The following is an 18,714-nucleotide window of genomic DNA, read 5'->3' on the forward strand; positions in this document are numbered from 1 at the left end:
AGATAAAATGAATCGAATCTTTCATGCGCGCATTGCTATGGGGCAGTATCTGTTTCTCATCCTGATAGGTATTCTCGCCGTCTATATGCTTTGGTACAAGTCTCCGTTCCTGGCTGCTATTTTCATGCTTTGGCTGGTGGTTATTATCGAGAAGCTGATTCATACCACCTATACCGTAACGCCCGACGGGAAGTTGGTGCTGTCCTTCGGCCGTTTCTCCCGGAGTAAGGAAATTCTGATGAAAGACATCACTTCTGTGGAGCGTGCTTCTTCCATGCAGGTAGGGCGGTTTGCGGTGATGCGCTATGTGCTCGTGAAATATGGCGAGGGCAAGTGTGCAGTGCTTCTTCCCGTCAAGGAGGAGGAGTTTATCCGGTTACTGGAGGAACGGAGAGGGTGAGCAATATGGTGTGCCCACGTATGCAATTCCGTTTTAATCTGTCGTTATCGCTTCCATGGTAATGTCTCCTGTGTAGCTTTCCGGAGTTGTTTGTATGAACTTTCCCTTTATCTGTCTTTCCGTAGATGCAGGTAATCTTTGAATCATAAATAAAGCTTAATTTTAGCTCTTCTGTTTGCAGTTTTTCGGATATGGCAGCGTCCATTATGTAAAAGAGAAACGAATATGAATTTGAATTGCGCCATTTTACATGCAGACCCGGAGATTGCCGGAAGGTTGGAAGAGTATATCGACAAGGTTCCTTTTCTCTCTTTGCACGGAAAGTACGGCAATCCTCTTGAAGCGCTGAAGGATTATTATGAGACAAAAGTGGAAGTTTATTTTATCGGCATCTATCCGGTGGAAGAAGGTGAAATCAACGGAATGGATTTTTGCAGGCTCTTGTCCTCGTCCACTCGTGTCATTTTCATTACAGACACCGACCGCTATGCTGCCGAATGTTTCCGTCTGGATGCGTTGGACTATCTGATGGACGGGCTCAATTTCTCCACGTTTTTCCAGTCTGTCAGCAAAGCGGCACGCTGGTTCTCTTTGCAGGATGCAGGTACGTCCGACTCCAAACACAGGCAAGGTCCGGAAGAGGTTCCGAAGGTGATTTACATGCGGTGTGACAACCGCATCATGCGGCTCGACCTGGAACGGATAAACTATATAGAAGGTATGGGCGATTATGTGAAGATTTTCTGTAAAGATTCCCCTAAGCCTATCTTGAGCCTATGCAGTATGAAGTACATGGAGGAAAAACTTCCGGCGAACGAATTTATCCGCGTGCACCGTTCTTTTATTGTCCGCATGGACTGCATCAGCGCCATCGGGCGCAGCACATTGCTCATCGAGCAGAAGGATGTCCCCATTGGCGATGCTTACCGCGAAAGGGTGAAAGGGTATGTGTCCAGGCTGGCAGTGTTGTAATACCCTGTTTTCAGATACTATATACTTTGTTTGTTGGATCTATAGTTCCAGCGTGCTGCATCTATATATGCAACGCGTTGCATATATAGATCCAACAAATGATAATCATTCGGTGTAAAATCCGTGTAATCTGTGGTGAACCGGAACCTTGTATTACTTTAGTTTTGCTCTCGAAATCCTTTCCCCGAACGTCAAGTTCAGATTCAGGCTGAATCGGCTTTCCTGCATCAGATTGCTGCGTGTGTTCAGTTGTTTCCGCCAGGTGGCGCCCAGCGAAAGATAGGAGTACCGGATGGGGAAGCTCGCCCCTACACTGGCTTCCAGATACTGCATCTTCCCGCCTTTCAGGTTGATATAGGAGTTGCCGAAACCTATTCCGCCCATCAGCTCGGTGGAACGTGCCAGACGTGGCTTGGTAATGTAGCTGCCTCCCAGGTTCACTTTGTGCTGGTTCTCGTATTTCATGGAAGTGTAGGAGGAGGAGTTGCGGCTCCAGTCCAGGTAGTTGTAGTCGGCGGTCAGCACCCAGCGTTCGGTGGTTATGCTGAGGCCGGTGCCGAGGTGCATGGGCAGATATTGTGTACGGCTGTGGTATCCTTTATCGAGGTTCTCGCTGGTAGATGAGTTGCTGTAAGTCAGTGTATTGTCGTGGCTGATGGGAAGGGAGGGAGCAAATACCAGCCCTGCCGCCCACTTCCGTTGTCCGGTCGCACCCCATTCGTAATGTATGCCGAAGTCCGCATAAAAGGCCTGTTTAGAAGATTCGTACTTTACGACGGCGCTTTCCTGCGTTTCGCTTTGCGTCACTGTGCCCGCTATCATCCCCAGGTTGATGCCGACCGACAGTTGCCTGCTCAGTGCAAAGGCATTGGTGACGTAGCACCGGTATAGTCCGCCCGTACCCTCAAAGAGCGAGTAGGTGTAGTTGCCGGGCATTCCCTCTATCTCTTCTTCGGTCTGGATGACATAGCCCACACTGCTGTATGGTGCTGCACCTACAAGGGCATACCAGCGCGGCAGGACACGGAAGCCCATGCTGATGCGGTTGGGGTTGCCGGTGAAGTTGGAGCTGTGTTCGCTCAGAAAGGAGTAGCGGGCATATGAGGCAGATACACCCACATCGAACGTGAAGCAGGCGGTGTCCATGCGGGTGATGGCTGCGGGGTTCAGCGTGTTCAGAAATCCGGTACGGTTCAGGGCGATGCCCGTGTTGCCCATGCCGGCATAACGTCCGCCGTCACCGGCACTCAGTTCGCCCACTCCGTACATGGAGGTGGGCAGGTTGGTGGTGTTCTGGGCCACGGCGGTGAGGCTTGCCGTACACAGACTGCACAGCAGAAGGGGAATCCGGTAATGGCGTTTCATTGCTCGTTGTATATTTTGAATCTTACGTCTAATCTGCATTGTCTCTCTTGTTCGGGGTCGTTGGTGAAGATGACCTGGTTGAAGGTGGTGGTGCTTTCTTCGTCTGTCAGACTCATCAGCAGTTTCTGCCGCTTGATGCCCGAAGTGCCGTAATTGTTGCGGATGAATTCGGTGAGGTCGAAGGAGTAGTAGGTCTCTTTCCCGTACATCTCGTCGATGGTCAGGTCGCCGGTCTGTACGGTTACGCCGTCACTGCCGTATACGTAGTCCTCCAGCACATTGTTCTCGTCCGTGATATAAAGGCGGATGTCATTGGGAAGCTGGCTCACTTCGTTGTAGCTCCGGGCCAGAGGATAGAGGTAGAGTGTGGCGCTCTCTATGGAGACTATCTGTCCGGCACTTCCGAGGCTGTTGAGGTAGGGGAATTCCAGTTGGTTGTAGTAACCCGTCAATCCCTGCATATAGGCCAGGCAACCCATGTCGTTGGAGTGGACGAGGTTCTCTATTCCGCTTTTCAGGGAAGCAAGGTGGGTGCCGGTGGGGTCGTGCCGGATACCGGTATAGGCATAGTCGGTGTTTACGCTGAAAGTCAGCACTTGTCCGGTACGTTGGTTGGAGACTTCCTGGTAGTGGAGGTTGATGCTCATGGCAGAGTCGTTCACCATGAATCCGGTGATACACTGCCCGTCGTTTTCGGGAACAAAGACCAGTCCGGGGAATTTCTTCTTGAACTTGTCTTGGGTATCGAAGTAGTCATCTTGGGCCACGAGGTCATTCAGCAGTTGTTGTCCCCATGAGTCGGGCAGGCGGACGCTTACTTCCTTCTTCCGCCCCGGGCAGGGGGTGAAGGTAAAGCTGAAGAGTGGGGCATCTTCCGTCGGGAGTACGGTGCTGTTGTAAAGGTCCTCGTCGTTGTCCAGCACGATAGGGCTTTTCAGCCGGTAGATGGAGATGCGCTGTTGCGTCAGGGTATCTCCCCAGAAATGGCCCGAAGGTATCATTCGCAGTACGAGGGAGTCGAGGGTATAGGTATAGTCTGTGTTGGGGGTGAAGTCGGACGTGGAGTATTCGGCATAGTAGGTGGCGGATACTTCTCCCCAGGCGCTGCTCCGGTAATGTCCTAGCTGGCAGATGCTGTCGCCCCGGGTCTCTATGGAGTCTAGCAGGATGGTGCTGATGTCTACCGAGCAGGTGTCTGCGTATACATTATAGAAGGAGCTTTCCACGAGGCTCTTTCCAAGCTGCGAGTTCTCGTCCTGGCAGGCGCAGAAGATAGCGAGGACTGCGAATAAGCTGTACAATGACTTCTTCATTTCTGTTCTTTTAGTTGGCGGCAAAGGAAAGGCAAAACTTTTATATCTTCCTACAAAAATCGGCGTTCGGACGGTTTTTATCGGTAAAGGCGTTTAACGGGAATTTCGGACTGTTCGTCGGTTATTTTTGTCGGTGTGGTTGCGGTGGTTTACTTTTGCGGACAGACAAAAAGGACCTCCCGCAGCTTCTTGTTTTGGAAAGTGGGAAGTATAAAGCTTAATCATTAAAAAAACAATAAACAATGAACAGACTATTGGTAGGAATAATGTTGCTGGCCATCGTGTGCATTGCCGGCAGTTGTACGGACGAGGATGAATACACTCAGGGGCAGTGGATGAAGAAAGCCAGCTATAACGGTGTGTACCGCGCTTATGCCTCCGGCTTCACCATCGGCAATTATGGATATTTGTGTGGCGGCTTCTACGGAGCGAACAAGGATTACCTGAACGACCTTTGGGAGTATGACATGAGCCGGAACAGCTGGACGCAGTGTGCCGACATGCCCGTTGCCGGGCGCAAGGCTGCCGTGGGCTTTGCCGTGAATGGCAAGGGATACATTACGACCGGTTCCGTAAAGGACGGCTCCTCGTCCTACTGTGTAGCAGATACCTGGGAGTATGACCCTGCCACGGATACCTGGACACGGAAAGACGACTTCAAAGGTGGAGTACGCGATGGTGCCCTGGCTTTCAGTATAGGCGGATATGGCTATGTCGGTACGGGCTGCAACAGCGACGCTACCGGCAGCGAGAGTGCCTACAAGATGGACTTCTACCGTTTCAACCCCAATGGCACCGAAGGTTCGCAATGGGAAGCGGTGAGCGGGTATGGAGGCGAGAAGCGCTACTTCGGTACGGCATTCGTCATCGATGAGGTGGCCTACATCTGTTGCGGGCGAAACAACAGTACCGATCTGGTGGATTTCTGGAAGTTCGACGGAAGCAACTGGACCCAGTTGCGTGACATTGCCGATACGGACTCCGACAATGACTATGACGATGACTACGCCATCACACGGTCCGAAGCCGTATCCTTCGTCATCGGTGGAAGGGGATTTGTGGCTACGGGAATACGTAACAGCACTTCCTTGAGCAGCGACTACTGGCTGTACGACCCTGACAAGGACTTATGGTACGGCGATTCCGATGACGACTTTACCCCCATTACAGATGTACATAATTATCCTTCCGGTGCTTCTTCGCGCAGGGCTGCCGTTGGTTTCTCTACCGGCGAACGTGGTTTTGTGCTGACGGGAACAAGTGGTACCAGCTACTTTGATGATGTGTACGAACTTCTACCCGATGAGGAAGAGGAAGTCTGATTCGCCCCATAACTGAACGGAACTTATGAAGCTGATGTTTATTATGATAAAGATAGGTGTACCGGCTGTGATGGCGGTATGCCTTTCTTGCTGTTCGGGTCATACTGCCGGCGGTGGCAATGAGTTGAAATGCCGGGTGATGGAGGTGGAAGGCGGTTACGGCTACGTGGTGCTGCATGGAGCCGATACCCTGATATATCAACCTTTTATACCTGCTTTGAGCGGTCGCCTGCCATTTGCAACAAAGGTGGAAGCGCTGGCGGCCGGTCGGCTGGTATGCCGTAAGCTTGCCGATGGGCAAGCTCCGGCATTGAGCAGGGAGGAGGTGGAGTCTTGTCTGACAGACACCGGACTCTAATCTTCTAAAGAATCCTTTACTTCGTGATGTATTTCCGAGCAGTCATAAGGGTATCTCTGCATGAATTTACCCTTGAGTACCTTCTTTGTATCGCTACCGGGACGTGAAAGAGTGGCGGTGAATGTCACTTGAAGCCGTTTGTAGTAGATGGTTGAAGTGTATATGTTCCATTTCATACCTACTATGTCTACTTCAAAATGTTTATATCTCAGTTCGTCTTCTTTGTAATACTTGCCTTGGTTGATGAAGAATAACAGTTGTTGTCCCATGATTATTTTTCCGTCTTCTATGTGGTTGGGCAGATAGATGCTACGTTTCTCCGGGTCTATGCTTTTGAAGGTTTCATCAGAGTGCCCATCGGGTATGAATGCGTATTCTGTCCATTTATTGATGAATGGATAGTAGTCATGCTTGTCGGTTGTGTTTCCCAGATTTTCATTTTTATAGGTACTCTTATCAGGTCCTGTTCCGGCTTCTTTCACTCCGTCACCTTCTTCCACGCTGTATTCGATGGACTCTATCTGATAGAAGTTAGTGCACGGTTCTTGGTGTATGATGATTTGTTCCTTGTAGAGTCCCGTTTTCATCTCAAGGTTGATGATGAGGCTACGGGATTCACCTAAGTCAAAGTTGTCTTTAAAGTGCAGGATGAGATGGCTGTCGGTGTCCCGTTCCAAGTCCCACCATTTATAATGCAGGCTTCCCGTACCTTCCAGTTGTGGGAGCTTGTTGCCATCCATCATGAGGTCTCCCCATGGGGTGGTGATGGAGGTTATGCGCCAGTCGCCGCGTGTTAGGTCTATCTGCAGGGTAGAGGCTTCGCCCTTCACGGTAGTTTCCTGAAAGGGCGAGAGGCGGATTTCATCGCTATCATTGCAAGCCGTCAGGCCGCAAAGGAAAAGAGCGAACAAAAGGATGGATTGGAATAAGTCAGTCGTTTTCATGTTGATTATTATTTGATTTATGTCCATTGGACGTGGCATTCTTTATAAATGCTGCACGACAAAGATAATTATTTCCTCTTTACGCTGTATTCTCCGAAAGAAAGAAGTACTCTTTTTTGCCGGATAATACGGGTTTTATTAACTTGCGCACAAATTATCGCTAATCATTAACCACTAACCATTAATTCCATGAAATACCAAGTTGCCATTATCGGTGGAGGTCCTGCGGGATATACTGCTGCCGAAGCTGCCGGAAAAGCAGGATTGAGTGTCGTACTATTTGAGAAGCAGAGTCTCGGTGGAGTGTGCCTGAATGAAGGGTGTATCCCTACCAAGACCTTGTTGTATTCGGCCAAGACCTATGACGGAGCCCGCCATGCTGCAAAGTATGCGGTCAGTGTGCCCGAAGTATCGTTCGATTTGCCCAAGATTATTGCTCGCAAGCAGAAGGTAGTGCGCAAGCTGGTATTGGGAGTCAAAGGAAAGCTGACTGCCCATGGTGTGACGATTGTCAGCGGAGGGGCCACAGTGACGGACAAGAATCATGTGGAGTGCGGCGGAGAAACCTACGAATGCGATAACCTGCTGCTCTGCACCGGTTCCGAAACCTTTGTCCCTGCCATTCCCGGCATAGACAAAGTGTCCTATTGGACTCATCGTGATGCACTGGATAACAAGGAACTGCCCGCTTCGCTTGCCATCATCGGCGGCGGTGTCATCGGTATGGAGTTCGCTTCTTTCTTCAACAGCCTGGGAGTGCAGGTAACCGTCGTCGAGATGCTGGACGAGATACTGGGAGGCGGTATGGACCGAGAGCTGGCGGGTATGCTCCGTGCAGAGTACGCTAAGCGGGGAATCAAGTTCATGCTGAGTGCAAAAGTAGTGTCTGTCATGCCGGATACTGCCGAAGCTTCTTCCCTTATCCAGGTGAATTATGAAACAGCCGACGGTCCCGGTTCCGTCGTTGCCGAACGGCTTCTGATGAGTGTCGGGCGCCGTCCGGTAATGAAAGGCTTCGGATTGGAGAATCTGGGCTTGGAAAGAACGGAGCGCGGAAATGTCTTTGTCAACGGACAGATGCAGACTTCAGTTCCCGGAGTATATGCTTGCGGCGACTTGACGGGATATTCCTTGCTGGCGCATACAGCCGTCCGCGAGGCGGAAGTAGCCATACATTCCATCATTGGCAAGAAGGACACTATGAGCTATCGTGCCATCCCCGGCGTAGTGTATACCAATCCCGAAATAGCCGGTGTGGGCGAGACAGAAGAATCCCTGCAGAAGAGAGGCGTTGCCTATCGTGCTGTGAAGTTTCCGATGGCGTACAGTGGTCGCTTTGTAGCAGAGAATGAAGGAGTGAATGGCGTCTGCAAGTTACTGTTGGGCAGTGACGATACCGTATTGGGGGCACATGTCTTGGGTAATCCCGCTTCGGAAATCATCACGCTGGCAGGCATGGCTATTGAACTGAAACTTACTGCCGATGAATGGAAGAAGATTGTCTTTCCGCACCCCACGGTGGGAGAGATATTCAAGGAGGCATTGTAGAACCCATGACTATTGTTTCATATAAACATAAAAGATGAAAACCGTAAAGCTAATCACCTGCGACGATGCCTTTCAGGCACATGTTATTCAGGGTGCCTTGAAGAATGAGGGCATTGCGTCTGTTTTGCATAATGAAAACATGTCTTCCGTGATGCGCGGATATGTCCGTGATGTCACGGGAGTGGATATATTTGTCTATGAGGACGAATATGACAATGCCCTCCGTCTGCTTGAACGGAACCAGATGATTCCGGAACAGTTGAGGTACTGCCCCCATTGCGGTTCGGATGAGATTAAGTTTGTGCTGAAGAAGAGCCATCGGGTGCGTGCTGTGGTGGCTGCTGTTATTGCGGCATTGTCGGCCGCACCTCCGGGCACTGAGCATTGGGAGTATGTATGCAGGAAGTGCGGCACTCATTTTGAGAAGCCGGTGGCGAAAGGAACAGTTGAAGAATAATCAGGTGTTTATTCTTTTAACCGCTTTTCAATCCAGTCCCGGTTTTTACGTCCCAATCGGCTTTCCGCAAAATCCAGGAAAGCCGATGTGTCTGTTATATGGGCTTGGATGACACCTGCCAGAAAGTTGAAGAAAGGTTCTTCACCCACTCGGACAAGCAGGTCGGCGAGTAGTACTGACCCTTTCCTATAGAGGGCAAGATGCGCTTCGCGGTCGTTGCGGTCAATACCCCAGATAGGACGGATATGGCGTGTTTCCTTACGGTAGGCGTCGATGTAAGCGGCATAGGCTTTTTCGCCGCGGGCGTGGCGTATGTATTGCAAAGCACTGAATTCGGCAAAAGATTCGTTCAGCCAGTCGTGCCAAGATTCCACCGGAGCCTTGTTCCACCAGAAGTGGCCGATTTCGTGGGCGGTGTTCTTGAGTACATATTCATTGAATGTTCGGGAACTGAGCATAATGAAATTTTTACGGCTGTACCCTCCTGAGGTGCCGGAAGCTGAAAGCAGGAATTTCATGTAAATATCCTCATCTCCCGCAATTTTATAAAGGCGTCGGAAGAATTTCAAGGCATTGTGGCAACATTGAAGTGCCGAGTCTGCACCGGCATCCGGGAAGTCTGTATAGATAAGTTCAATGGTAGTTCCGTTATCATTGATGCGGCGGCTTTTCAGCATGGGTGAAGCCAGGATAACATTGTCGAAATTCTCCCAAGGTTGCTCCATTTCCCATATCCCTTCTTCTGTATGGGAAATAATACCTGAGCCGCTCACCGTATAACCGTCAGTGATGCCGATTCGTAAGTGCGAATAATCTGCCCGGTTACCGTTGCAGACAGGATACCATCCCGTATAGTAACCAAGTTCAATCCAATGGTCATTGAATGATTTTGCAGGGCCCTGCACTTCCTGCATGTAGAGTGTGTAACGGGTATTTATGCGGCAGCGGTCATCGGCTCCTGCCGGCCGGTAGAGGGTCAAGGTCCGTCCGTCGGGAATGAATTGGGCAGGTGCTGGGGCAAGCGTATCGAAACGGTAGGTTATCTCCCGGCTGCTGTGGCGTAGTGTGTCGATACGGGCATGGCGCCATAGTACCAACGAGATTGAGTCACTGTCATGGAAATCGACTTCAAACGAACCGCCAACTTCGACTTGTCGGTTCGGTACATCAATCTGTACGGTTAAGTCATAACTGACAATGCGCGGAGATTCTTGTGCCCGAAGCATGGGGGAGAAAAGGAGGCATATTGTAAAGCTGGCAATTGTAAGTTGTAGTTTCATGGTACATCAATTTTAGAGTGATAGTAACTGGGAGATTTTGCCTATGCAATCTATGCAAAAGTAGTATTTTTAAAGGAATATTAAGATGGATGGCTGGATATAATTTATGAAAAGACTACCTCGTTGTTGTTCATTTGTAAGATTGTCGTACTTTTGCCTTTAAAGATAAATATATTTATGAAAAGGATATTGTTGCTGTTAATTTTATCCGTCTGCCTGCTCCCATTATGGCCCCAAGAGACGGTAACTCCGGTGAAGCCGCTCTCTGCGCGGATTGATGCGTTGATAGAACACAAACTTCCCGCAGGCTCTAATGTGGCCATTTCGGTCTATGACCTGACTGCCGGAAAGCCCTTGTACGGCTATCAGGCGGACAAGCTTTCCCGTCCCGCTTCCACCATGAAGCTGCTGACCACCATTACCGCCCTTTCCCGTCCCGAAGCCGACGAGCCGTTCCGTACGGAAGTGTGGTATCAGGGAACCATTGAGCGCGATACCTTGCAGGGGGATATGTATGTGATAGGCGGTTACGACCCGGAGTTTGATGAAGAGGCATTGGATTCCCTGGTGGCTACCGTGGCCCGTTTCCCCTTCTCTGTCATCAAAGGCAAGGTGTATGGAGATGTCTCCATGAAAGACTCCTTGTACTGGGGCAGCGGCTGGTTGTGGGATGATACTCCCTATTCCTTCCAGCCCTACCTCTCACCGCTGATGCTGAATAAAGGAGTGGTGAAGGTTACCGCCACACCCGGCGAACGGGGCGACAGCGCACGCCTTGAATGCACTCCCGCCTCTTCCTATTATACACTGACGAACAAGACCCAAAGCCGTACCCCTTCTGCCGGACGTTTCCGTGTGTCGCGCGACTGGCTGGTGAACGGGAACAACATCACCGTGACGGGCAACGTCGATGCCCGCCGTGCAGGTACGGTCAATATATTTTCTTCGCAGGACTTCTTCATGCATACCTTTATGGAACGGTTGCAGGCACGGGGCATCCGGTGCATTCCGGCGGTAGATGCGGAAGTCTCTTACCTCTTCGGTGAGTTCCGGCAAGACAGCCTCTCCGTACGGATGGCTTCCTATGAAACTTCCGTGCAGGATGTGGTGAAACAGATAATGAAGGAGAGCGATAATCTCAATGCCGAAGCCATGCTCTGCCGGTTGGGTGTGCAGAGCAGCGGAAAGAAGCGTGTCTCTGCCGAGGACGGGCTTTCTGCCATCCGCATGCTGATAAAAGAGATGGGATATAACCCCGATAGGTATAATCTGGCAGATGGTTGCGGTCTTTCCAATTACAACTACATTTCACCGGAACTCTTGGTTTCTTTCCTGCGATATGCCTACTCGCGTACGGATGTTTTCCAGAAACTTTATAAGGCTTTGCCCATTGGCGGCGTGGACGGTACACTGGAGTTCCGCATGAAGAAAGGCACCCTTTCCCACAGAAATGTACATGCCAAGACGGGTTCCTTTACCGCCATCAACTGCCTGGCCGGCTACCTTAAAGCCCGCAACGGACACGAGATAGCCTTTGCCATCATGAACCAGAATGCACTGTCGGGCAGGGAAGCACGCGCTTTCCAGGATGCGGTGTGTGATGAGATGATACGTTGAGGTTTAGCCATCGTAAAGTTGACCTTTAGCGTCGTAAAGTTAAGGTTTAGCTTCCTAATGCAGACCTTTACGGAGTGAGCCCCAAGAGTAGGGGAAATCATTCCTCTTTCGTATTGCGGTAGCGTGCCGGAGACATACCCAGATAAGACTTCACATACTTCCCGAAGAAAGACTGGTTGGGGAAATTAAATTCTTCTGCAATCTCCTTGATGGACTTGTCCGAATGCTTCAGCCGGTACTTGATGTGCTCGATGGCACTTTCGTTAATCAAGTCCAGCGGTGTACGTCCGCATGCCTGCTTGATGACCTTCGAAAAGTGTTTGGGACTATAGCATAGTGCATCGGCATAATATCCTACAGAACGGTGTATGCCGTTGTCTTTGGACAACATCTCTATAAACTTACGCAGGATATAGTCGGACTGTTTGATGCTTTCTTTTGTATCGACTGTCATTTCTGAAGGGTTCACTTCTTTGTTGAGGTGTCCCAACATCTCACAGAAAATGGCAGAAAACAAGTATTGCATCACTTCCCTGTGATAGTGATGAGGCTCGTCGTTTATCTTTGCCATAAGCAGTTCCCGGTAGAATTTGAAGATTTCCTTGTCCCCTTCCTCCCCGACAGACTTTATGGGATTGTTGTGGATATGCATAACGGTATTCCATGTATCCTTCTCCATCTTGACCACGCGTTGTAGGAACTGTGTGGAGAATGCGGCAAGCCTTATCTTGTGCTTTGGGCTTACCATCGCGTGGCTGATAATGGTATTGGGAAGGCCGAGCAGTAAGTCGCCTGCTTCCAGTTGGTAGGTTTTGTAGTTGACGTCCAACTGGATGCAGCCTTCTAGACAGATAGCGATAAGGAAGCATCCCAATCTTATTGTATCTTCATTGTAGGGGCTTCCCTCCAGACTGTTGATTATGACAAAGTCATTGTCTACATAGTCAAGGACATGTTCGCTGTTTTTAAAGTCCGCGATTTCTACGATTTTTATGTTCCCTTTCTCCATATTCTTCCTTTTTCGTTTTGCAAAGTTGGTGAATAATGGGAAATATGGGATGTTCCATTATGCGGCTTTCTTGTTCTATATGTCATTTATAGACAATTCATTAGCCTTAAAAAAGATGAATGTCGAAAAAGGAACATCTTTGGAGTGTAATTGGTCATTATGGCGTTGTTCCTTTCTCCTACTTTTGCCACCAGTTTTAACAAAAAGACAATGAGAAAAAGTATGATTACATTGAACAGGAAATGGATACGGCTGATAGGGATTGTCGGTTGTACAATGTGTTTGGCATCTTGCAAGCAGGCATCGGATGCTTCCGGAATGAAACCTTCTTATGCTACCATGAAAGTGGAGGCGACGGACAAAGAGCTTTCCACTTCGTACTCAGCAACGATACGCGGACGGCAGGACATAGATATTTATCCGCAAGTGTCGGGTACCATCGAGAAGTTGTGTGTGACCGAGGGGCAGAAGGTGCGCCGGGGACAACTGCTTTTCATCATCGACCAGGTTCCCTACAAGGCTGCACTCAAAACGGCCGTTGCCAATGTGGAAGCGGCACGTGCCGCACTGGCTACTGCCGAACTGACTTATAACAGCAACAAGGAATTGTATGCGCAGAAAGTGGTTTCGGAATTCAGCCTGAAGACTGCCGAAAACAGCTACCTTACCGCCAAGGCGCAACTCTCGCAGGCCGAGGCCCAGGAGATAAGCGCACGCAACAACCTCTCCTATACGGAAGTGAAGAGTCCCAGCGACGGGGTGGTGGGGGCATTGCCCTACCGTGCAGGGGCATTGGTCAGCCCCAGCTTGCCGCAACCGCTGACAACGGTCAGTGACAACAGCGACATGTACGTTTACTTTTCCATGACCGAGAACCAGTTGCTTGCCCTGACCCGCCAATACGGAAGCATGGACGAGGCATTGAAGAACATGCCTCAAGCGGAACTGAGACTGAACGACAATTCCGTCTATGACAAGAAAGGAACCATCGAGTCCATCAGTGGCGTCATTGACCGTCAGACGGGTACGGTAGTGGCACGTGTGGTATTTCCCAATGAATCGCGCCTGCTCCACAGTGGGGCGTCGGGCACGGTGGTGGTGCCTACCACTTATAAGAACTGTATTGTGATTCCGCAAGAGGCCACCGTGCAGTTGCAGGACAAGACAGTGGTATATAAGGTAGTGGATGGCAAGGCCGTTTCTGCCTTGATTACCGTGGCCGGAATAAATGACGGACGCGAATACGTAGTGCTGGACGGACTGGAAGTCGGCGACGAGATTGTTTCCACCGGTGCCGGACTGCTGCGCGAAGGGACACAGGTGAAATAATGAACTGCTATTTATCAACTATCAATGACCCATTAAGATGAAAGGAAATATATTTATAAAGCGGCCGGTGATGGCTATCTCCATATCCGTACTGATTCTGGTGATAGGGCTTATCTCGCTCTTTACGCTGCCGGTGGAACAGTATCCTGATATTGCACCTCCCACGGTGTACGTCAGCGCCAACTACACCGGTGCAGATGCCGAAGCCGTATTGAACAGTGTCATCATGCCGTTGGAGGAGAGCATCAACGGTGTGGAGAACATGATGTACATCAGCTCTACCGCCACCAATGCCGGTTCTGCCACCATACAGGTCTACTTCAAGCAGGGCACGGACCCCGACATGGCTGCGGTGAACGTACAGAACCGCGTATCCAAGGCGCAGGGACTGCTGCCTGCCGAAGTGACGAAAATCGGTGTGACTACCCAGAAGCGCCAGACCAGCTTCCTGCAAATCGGTGCTTTGGTAAGCACCGACGGACGCTACGACCAGACTTTCCTAGCCAATTACCTCGATATCAACGTGATTCCGCAGATTAAGCGTATCGAAGGTGTGGGTGATGTAATGGAGCTGGGCGATACATACAGCATGCGTATCTGGCTGAAACCGGAACGGATGGCGCAGTATGGACTGGTTCCTTCGGATGTGACCGCCGTATTGGGCGAGCAGAACATCGAAGCGCCTACCGGTTCGCTGGGCGAGAATTCAAAGAACGTGTTCCAGTTTACGATGAAGTATCGCGGACGTCTGAAGAGTGTGGAGGAATTCCAGAACACGGTGGTACGCTCGCAGAGTGACGGTTCCGTGCTCCGTCTGAAGGACGTGGCGGATGTGGAGCTGGGTACGCTGACCTATGGTTTCCGCAGTGAGATGGACAGCAAGCCGGCGGTACTTTTCATGATGTTCCAGACGGCAGGCTCCAACGCAACCGCCGTCAACAAGCAGATTACCGCACAGATAGACGAGATGAGGAAGAGCCTGCCCGAAGGGACGGAATTTGTGACGATGATGAGTTCCAACGACTTCCTCTTCGCTTCCATACACAATGTGGTGGAGACACTGGTCATTGCCATTATACTGGTAATTCTGGTGGTGTATTTCTTCCTGCAGGACTTCAAGAGTACGCTTATACCCTCCATTTCCATTATCGTGTCGCTGGTCGGCACGTTTGCCTGCCTGGTGGCTGCGGGGTTCAGTCTCAATATCCTGACGCTGTTTGCGTTGGTGCTTGCCATCGGTACGGTGGTGGACGATGCCATCGTGGTGGTGGAGGCGGTGCAGTCCAAGTTCGATGCCGGATACAAGTCCCCTTACCTTGCCACGAAGGATGCGATGGGCGATGTGACGATGGCCATCATCTCTTGTACCTGCGTGTTCATGGCGGTATTTATCCCCGTGACGTTTATGGGCGGTACTTCGGGCGTGTTCTATACGCAGTTCGGTGTCACGATGGCAACGGCGGTGGGCATCTCCATGATTTCGGCATTGACGCTTTGTCCCGCCTTGTGTGCCATCATGATGCGTCCGTCGGACGGTACGAAGAGTGCGAAGAGCATCAACGGACGGGTGCGTGCGGCATACAATGCCTCGTTCAACGCCGTGCTGGGCAAATATAAGAAAGGTGTGATGTTCTTCATCCACCACCGCTGGATGGTGTGGACTTCATTGGCGGCTACCGTCGTATTGCTGGTTTACCTGATGAGTACCACCAAGACGGGGCTTGTGCCGCAGGAGGACCAGGGTGTCATCATGGTGAACGTCAGCACGTCTCCGGGAAGCACGCTGGAAGAAACTACGAAGGTGATGAGCAAGCTGGAGGACATCCTGAAAAACACTCCCGAGATAGAACACTATTCCAAGGTGGCAGGATACGGACTGATGTCCGGTCAGGGCACTTCCTACGGTACCATCATCATCCGTCTGAAGGACTGGGGCGAGCGGAAGGGGAGCGAACACACGTCCGACGCTGTGGTGGCCCGTCTCAATGCCCAGTTCTACGGCGTGAAAGAGGCGCAGATATTCAGCTTCCAGCCGGGTATGATTCCGGGCTATGGTATGGGTAACTCCCTGGAGCTGAACCTACAGGACAGAACGGGTGGTGACATGGCTACGTTCTACGAGGCAGTGATACAGTTTCTGGGTGCGTTGAACCAGCGTCCTGAGGTGGCTATGGCGTATACCTCTTATGCTATGAACTTCCCGCAGGTATCGGTAGATGTAGATGCGGCCAAGTGTAAGCGTGCGGGCATCTCGCCGGGTGCGGTGCTCGACGCATTGGGCAGCTATTGCGGCGGTGCCTATATTTCCAACTACAATCAGTTTGGCAAGGTGTACCGCGTCATGATGCAGGCATCGCCCGAATATCGTCTGGACGAACAGGCACTGGGTAATATGTTTGTGCGCAACGGTACGGAGATGGCTCCGGTCAGCCAGTTCGTGACGTTGAACAAGGTGCTCGGTCCGGAGACGGCAAACCGTTTCAATCTGTACAGCGCTATCGCCGCTAATGTGAATCCGGCGGAAGGATATTCGTCCGGTGAAGTGCAGAAAGTGATTGCGGAAGTGGCAGAACAGACATTGCCGCTGGGCTACGGTTACGAGTACGGAGGTATGGCACGTGAGGAAGCCAATACTGGTGGTGCGCAGACTGTCTTTATTTATGCCATTTGTATCTTCCTTATCTATCTCATCCTGGCATGTCTTTATGAGAGTTTCCTGATACCGTTTGCGGTCATCTTCTCCGTACCGTTCGGGCTGATGGGTTCATTCCTCTTTGCCAAGGTTCTGGGATTGGAGAACAACATCTATTTGCAGACGGGTGTGATTATGCTGATTGGCTTGCTCGCCAAGACGGCCATCCTGATTACGGAGTATGCCATCGAGCGGCGCCGCAAGGGAATGGGCATTGTGGAATCAGCTTATTCGGCCGCCCAGGTCCGTTTGCGTCCTATCCTGATGACGGTGCTGACGATGATATTCGGTATGCTTCCGCTGATGTTCTCGAGTGGTGCGGGCGCCAACGGTAACTCTTCGCTGGGTACGGGCGTAGTAGGCGGCATGCTCATCGGAACGCTAGCGCTGCTTTTCGTCGTTCCGGTGTTCTACATCATCTTCGAGTACTTACAGGAGAAGGTTCGTCCGCCAATGGAGGAAGAAGCCGATATGCAGGTATTGCTTGAAAAGCAGAAGAGTGAGGCAGAACGGGCGAAAGATTGAGGAAAATAAAATAAAAACAGATTGGAACAATGAAGAAACATATCATCCTATTGTCCGCCGCCGGTTTGCTGTTCAGCAGTTGCGGCGTGTACACCAAATACAAACCTGCTACCGAGGTCCCCGACGGCCTCTACGGGGAAGAAATAGCCACTTTTACGGAGAGCACCGACGGTTCTCCGGTGGCTCCCGAAGACAGCCTGGACCTTGGCCTGGGCGGCATGGACTGGCACGAGCTTTTCACCGACCCACATCTGCAGGCACTCATCGAACAAGGGTTGCAGAACAATACCGACTACCAGTCGGCACAGCTTCGCGTGGAAGAGGCCGAAGCCACCCTGCTGTCCGCAAAGCTTGCCTTCCTGCCCTCCTTTGCCCTTGCGCCGCAGGGCACGGTGAGCAGCTTTGACAGCCACAAGGCCACACAGACCTATTCGCTGCCCGTTACTGCCAGTTGGGAGCTGGATATTTTCGGCCGCATGCGCAATGCCAAGAAACAGTCGAAGGCGCTCTATGCGCAGAGTCAGGACTATCGCCAGGCCGTGCGTACCCAGCTCATTGCCGGGATAGCCAATACTTACTATACCCTGCTGATGCTGGACCAGCAGCTTGCCATCTCCAGGCAGACCGAAGAGACGTGGCGGGAAACCGTTGCTTCCACCCGTGCCCTGATGAATGCGGGCATGGCGAACGAATCCGCCGTGTCGCAGATGGAGGCCACGTACTATCAGGTGCAGACTTCCGTGCTCGATTTGGAAGAACAGATAAACCAGGTGGAGAACAGCCTTGCGCTGTTGCTGGCAGAGACGCCCCGTCATTACGAGCGCGGTGTGCTGGCAGAGCAGCAGTTCCCCGTGGGCTTTTCTATAGGGATTCCTGTTCAGATGCTTTCCTGCCGTCCTGATGTCCGTTCGGCTGAGCGGACACTGGAAGCGGCGTTCTACGGCACCAATGCGGCGCGCTCTGCCTTCTATCCCTCCATCACGCTGGGCGGGAGTGCGGGCTGGACCAATTCTGCCGGTTCAATGATTGTGAATCCCGGCAAGTTCCTGGCTTCGGCAGTGGGTTCGCTGACGCAGCCGCTCTTTGCCCGCGGGCAGGTCATTGCACAGTACCGCATAGCCCGTGCCCAGCAGGAGGAGGCTTCCCTTGCCTTCCAGCAGACATTGCTGAATGCAGGCAGCGAGGTGAACGATGCCTTGACTGCCTGGCAGACAAGCCTATCCAAAAGCGAACTGCTGGACAAGCAGGTAGCTTCCTTGCAGACAGCTGCCCGCAGCACTTCCCTGCTGATGGAGCATGGCAACACCACCTATCTGGAGGTGCTTACCGCCCGGCAGACATTGCTCAACGCACAACTGGCACAGACGGCAAATCGATTTTCTGAAATACAAAGCCTGATTAACCTCTACAAGGCGTTAGGGGGAGGTCAGGAATAGAGTGTCATCATACTACTCTCTCTGCATCTTCATTTTAAATGTGAAGGAAGGGCTGTCTGGGAAGTGATTCCGGGGCAGCCCGCTTTCAATGAATAGGAGGGATTAAATGGAGGCAAGTATTTCTCTAGACAAATTATTGCAGTTTTT

The 18,714-nt window shown here is 51.3% G+C and carries 15 protein-coding genes; 10 read left to right on the forward strand and 5 right to left on the reverse strand.

Annotation, left to right across the window (positions count from 1 at the left end):
• The first annotated feature begins 7 nt into the window (after positions 1-7).
• Both DW896_RS11350 and DW896_RS11355 read left to right on the forward strand, forming a co-directional pair.
• Positions 8-400, forward strand: coding sequence for a PH domain-containing protein (locus tag DW896_RS11350; RefSeq protein WP_005833977.1), 393 nt, complete (start codon positions 8-10; stop codon positions 398-400).
• A 225-nt stretch (positions 401-625) separates the two neighbouring features.
• The gene (locus DW896_RS11355; RefSeq protein ID WP_008662289.1) at positions 626-1,372 is read left to right on the forward strand and encodes a LytTR family DNA-binding domain-containing protein; all 747 of its coding nucleotides are present in this window, start codon (positions 626-628) and stop codon (positions 1,370-1,372) included.
• A gap of 153 nt (positions 1,373-1,525) precedes the next feature.
• Here the strand turns inward: DW896_RS11355 and DW896_RS11360 are convergent, their stop codons facing one another.
• Together DW896_RS11360 and DW896_RS11365 are read right to left on the reverse strand one after the other, a co-directional pair.
• Entirely contained in the window at positions 1,526-2,737 is a 1,212-nt protein-coding gene (locus tag DW896_RS11360) for a hypothetical protein (RefSeq protein ID WP_022400619.1), read from the reverse strand.
• Positions 2,734-4,050: a DUF4270 family protein gene (locus tag DW896_RS11365; protein WP_022400618.1), complete on the reverse strand. Its 1,317-nt coding sequence runs from the start codon at positions 4,048-4,050 to the stop codon at positions 2,734-2,736. The genes DW896_RS11360 and DW896_RS11365 overlap by 4 nt, the downstream gene beginning before the upstream one ends.
• Positions 4,051-4,292: 242 nt before the next feature.
• On the opposite strand from DW896_RS11365, the gene DW896_RS11370 reads away from it, so the two are divergent.
• Both DW896_RS11370 and DW896_RS11375 read left to right on the forward strand, forming a co-directional pair.
• On the forward strand, positions 4,293-5,372 hold the full coding sequence (locus DW896_RS11370) for a kelch repeat-containing protein (protein ID WP_119993273.1): 1,080 nt from the start codon (positions 4,293-4,295) through the stop codon (positions 5,370-5,372).
• A gap of 25 nt (positions 5,373-5,397) precedes the next feature.
• Positions 5,398-5,730: a DUF4907 domain-containing protein gene (locus tag DW896_RS11375; RefSeq protein ID WP_005825250.1), complete on the forward strand. Its 333-nt coding sequence runs from the start codon at positions 5,398-5,400 to the stop codon at positions 5,728-5,730.
• On the opposite strand, the gene DW896_RS11380 is transcribed toward DW896_RS11375, so the two are convergent.
• Positions 5,727-6,674, reverse strand: coding sequence for a hypothetical protein (locus DW896_RS11380; protein ID WP_061412812.1), 948 nt, complete (start codon positions 6,672-6,674; stop codon positions 5,727-5,729). The two genes, DW896_RS11375 and DW896_RS11380, sit on opposite strands and share 4 nt — an antisense overlap.
• Positions 6,675-6,863: 189 nt before the next feature.
• Here DW896_RS11380 and lpdA point away from each other — a divergent pair, with 189 nt between their 5' ends.
• Both lpdA and DW896_RS11390 read left to right on the forward strand, forming a co-directional pair.
• Positions 6,864-8,222, forward strand: coding sequence for a dihydrolipoyl dehydrogenase (gene lpdA / locus DW896_RS11385; protein ID WP_009037529.1), 1,359 nt, complete (start codon positions 6,864-6,866; stop codon positions 8,220-8,222).
• Between the two features lie 34 nt (positions 8,223-8,256).
• Positions 8,257-8,679, forward strand: a complete 423-nt coding sequence (locus DW896_RS11390) for a DUF2007 domain-containing protein (RefSeq protein ID WP_005825260.1) — start codon at positions 8,257-8,259, stop codon at positions 8,677-8,679.
• Positions 8,680-8,687: 8 nt separating this feature from the next.
• Here DW896_RS11390 and DW896_RS11395 read toward each other — a convergent pair whose 3' ends face one another.
• The gene (locus tag DW896_RS11395; RefSeq protein ID WP_009037530.1) at positions 8,688-9,959 is read right to left on the reverse strand and encodes a M1 family aminopeptidase; all 1,272 of its coding nucleotides are present in this window, start codon (positions 9,957-9,959) and stop codon (positions 8,688-8,690) included.
• Positions 9,960-10,136: 177 nt separating this feature from the next.
• Here DW896_RS11395 and dacB point away from each other — a divergent pair, with 177 nt between their 5' ends.
• Positions 10,137-11,576 carry a D-alanyl-D-alanine carboxypeptidase/D-alanyl-D-alanine-endopeptidase gene (gene dacB, locus DW896_RS11400; RefSeq protein ID WP_009037531.1) on the forward strand — a complete coding sequence of 480 codons (1,440 nt, stop codon included), beginning with the start codon at positions 10,137-10,139 and terminating at the stop codon, positions 11,574-11,576.
• Positions 11,577-11,673: 97 nt separating this feature from the next.
• On the opposite strand, the gene DW896_RS11405 is transcribed toward dacB, so the two are convergent.
• On the reverse strand, positions 11,674-12,585 hold the full coding sequence (locus DW896_RS11405) for an AraC family transcriptional regulator (protein WP_005825269.1): 912 nt from the start codon (positions 12,583-12,585) through the stop codon (positions 11,674-11,676).
• Between the two features lie 222 nt (positions 12,586-12,807).
• On the opposite strand from DW896_RS11405, the gene DW896_RS11415 reads away from it, so the two are divergent.
• From DW896_RS11415 to DW896_RS11425, 3 genes are read left to right on the forward strand one after another with little or no spacing between them, the layout of a single operon-like run.
• Positions 12,808-13,914 (forward strand): efflux RND transporter periplasmic adaptor subunit, encoded by a 1,107-nt coding sequence (locus DW896_RS11415; RefSeq protein WP_009037532.1) that lies wholly within the window; start codon positions 12,808-12,810, stop codon positions 13,912-13,914.
• Between the two features lie 37 nt (positions 13,915-13,951).
• Positions 13,952-17,131: an efflux RND transporter permease subunit gene (locus tag DW896_RS11420; protein WP_009037533.1), complete on the forward strand. Its 3,180-nt coding sequence runs from the start codon at positions 13,952-13,954 to the stop codon at positions 17,129-17,131.
• 29 nt (positions 17,132-17,160) lie between these two features.
• Positions 17,161-18,567, forward strand: coding sequence for a TolC family protein (locus DW896_RS11425; protein ID WP_009037534.1), 1,407 nt, complete (start codon positions 17,161-17,163; stop codon positions 18,565-18,567).
• Positions 18,568-18,714 lie beyond the last annotated feature (147 nt).

This window comes from Bacteroides sp. AM41-16, from assembly GCF_003603495.1.
GTDB lineage: Bacteria > Bacteroidota > Bacteroidia > Bacteroidales > Bacteroidaceae > Bacteroides > Bacteroides uniformis.

Excerpts from the sequence above, each read along its gene's own strand:
- DW896_RS11350 (WP_005833977.1), top strand. The coding sequence starts at position 8 with ATGAATCGAATCTTTCATGCGCGCATTGCTATGGGGCAGTATCTGTTT.
- DW896_RS11355 (WP_008662289.1), top strand. The coding sequence starts at position 626 with ATGAATTTGAATTGCGCCATTTTACATGCAGACCCGGAGATTGCCGGA.
- DW896_RS11360 (WP_022400619.1), bottom strand. The coding sequence starts at position 2,737 with ATGAAACGCCATTACCGGATTCCCCTTCTGCTGTGCAGTCTGTGTACG.
- DW896_RS11365 (WP_022400618.1), bottom strand. The coding sequence starts at position 4,050 with ATGAAGAAGTCATTGTACAGCTTATTCGCAGTCCTCGCTATCTTCTGC.
- DW896_RS11370 (WP_119993273.1), top strand. The coding sequence starts at position 4,293 with ATGAACAGACTATTGGTAGGAATAATGTTGCTGGCCATCGTGTGCATT.
- DW896_RS11375 (WP_005825250.1), top strand. The coding sequence starts at position 5,398 with ATGAAGCTGATGTTTATTATGATAAAGATAGGTGTACCGGCTGTGATG.
- DW896_RS11380 (WP_061412812.1), bottom strand. The coding sequence starts at position 6,674 with ATGAAAACGACTGACTTATTCCAATCCATCCTTTTGTTCGCTCTTTTC.
- lpdA (WP_009037529.1), top strand. The coding sequence starts at position 6,864 with ATGAAATACCAAGTTGCCATTATCGGTGGAGGTCCTGCGGGATATACT.
- DW896_RS11390 (WP_005825260.1), top strand. The coding sequence starts at position 8,257 with ATGAAAACCGTAAAGCTAATCACCTGCGACGATGCCTTTCAGGCACAT.
- DW896_RS11395 (WP_009037530.1), bottom strand. The coding sequence starts at position 9,959 with ATGAAACTACAACTTACAATTGCCAGCTTTACAATATGCCTCCTTTTC.
- dacB (WP_009037531.1), top strand. The coding sequence starts at position 10,137 with ATGAAAAGGATATTGTTGCTGTTAATTTTATCCGTCTGCCTGCTCCCA.
- DW896_RS11405 (WP_005825269.1), bottom strand. The coding sequence starts at position 12,585 with ATGGAGAAAGGGAACATAAAAATCGTAGAAATCGCGGACTTTAAAAAC.
- DW896_RS11415 (WP_009037532.1), top strand. The coding sequence starts at position 12,808 with ATGATTACATTGAACAGGAAATGGATACGGCTGATAGGGATTGTCGGT.
- DW896_RS11420 (WP_009037533.1), top strand. The coding sequence starts at position 13,952 with ATGAAAGGAAATATATTTATAAAGCGGCCGGTGATGGCTATCTCCATA.
- DW896_RS11425 (WP_009037534.1), top strand. The coding sequence starts at position 17,161 with ATGAAGAAACATATCATCCTATTGTCCGCCGCCGGTTTGCTGTTCAGC.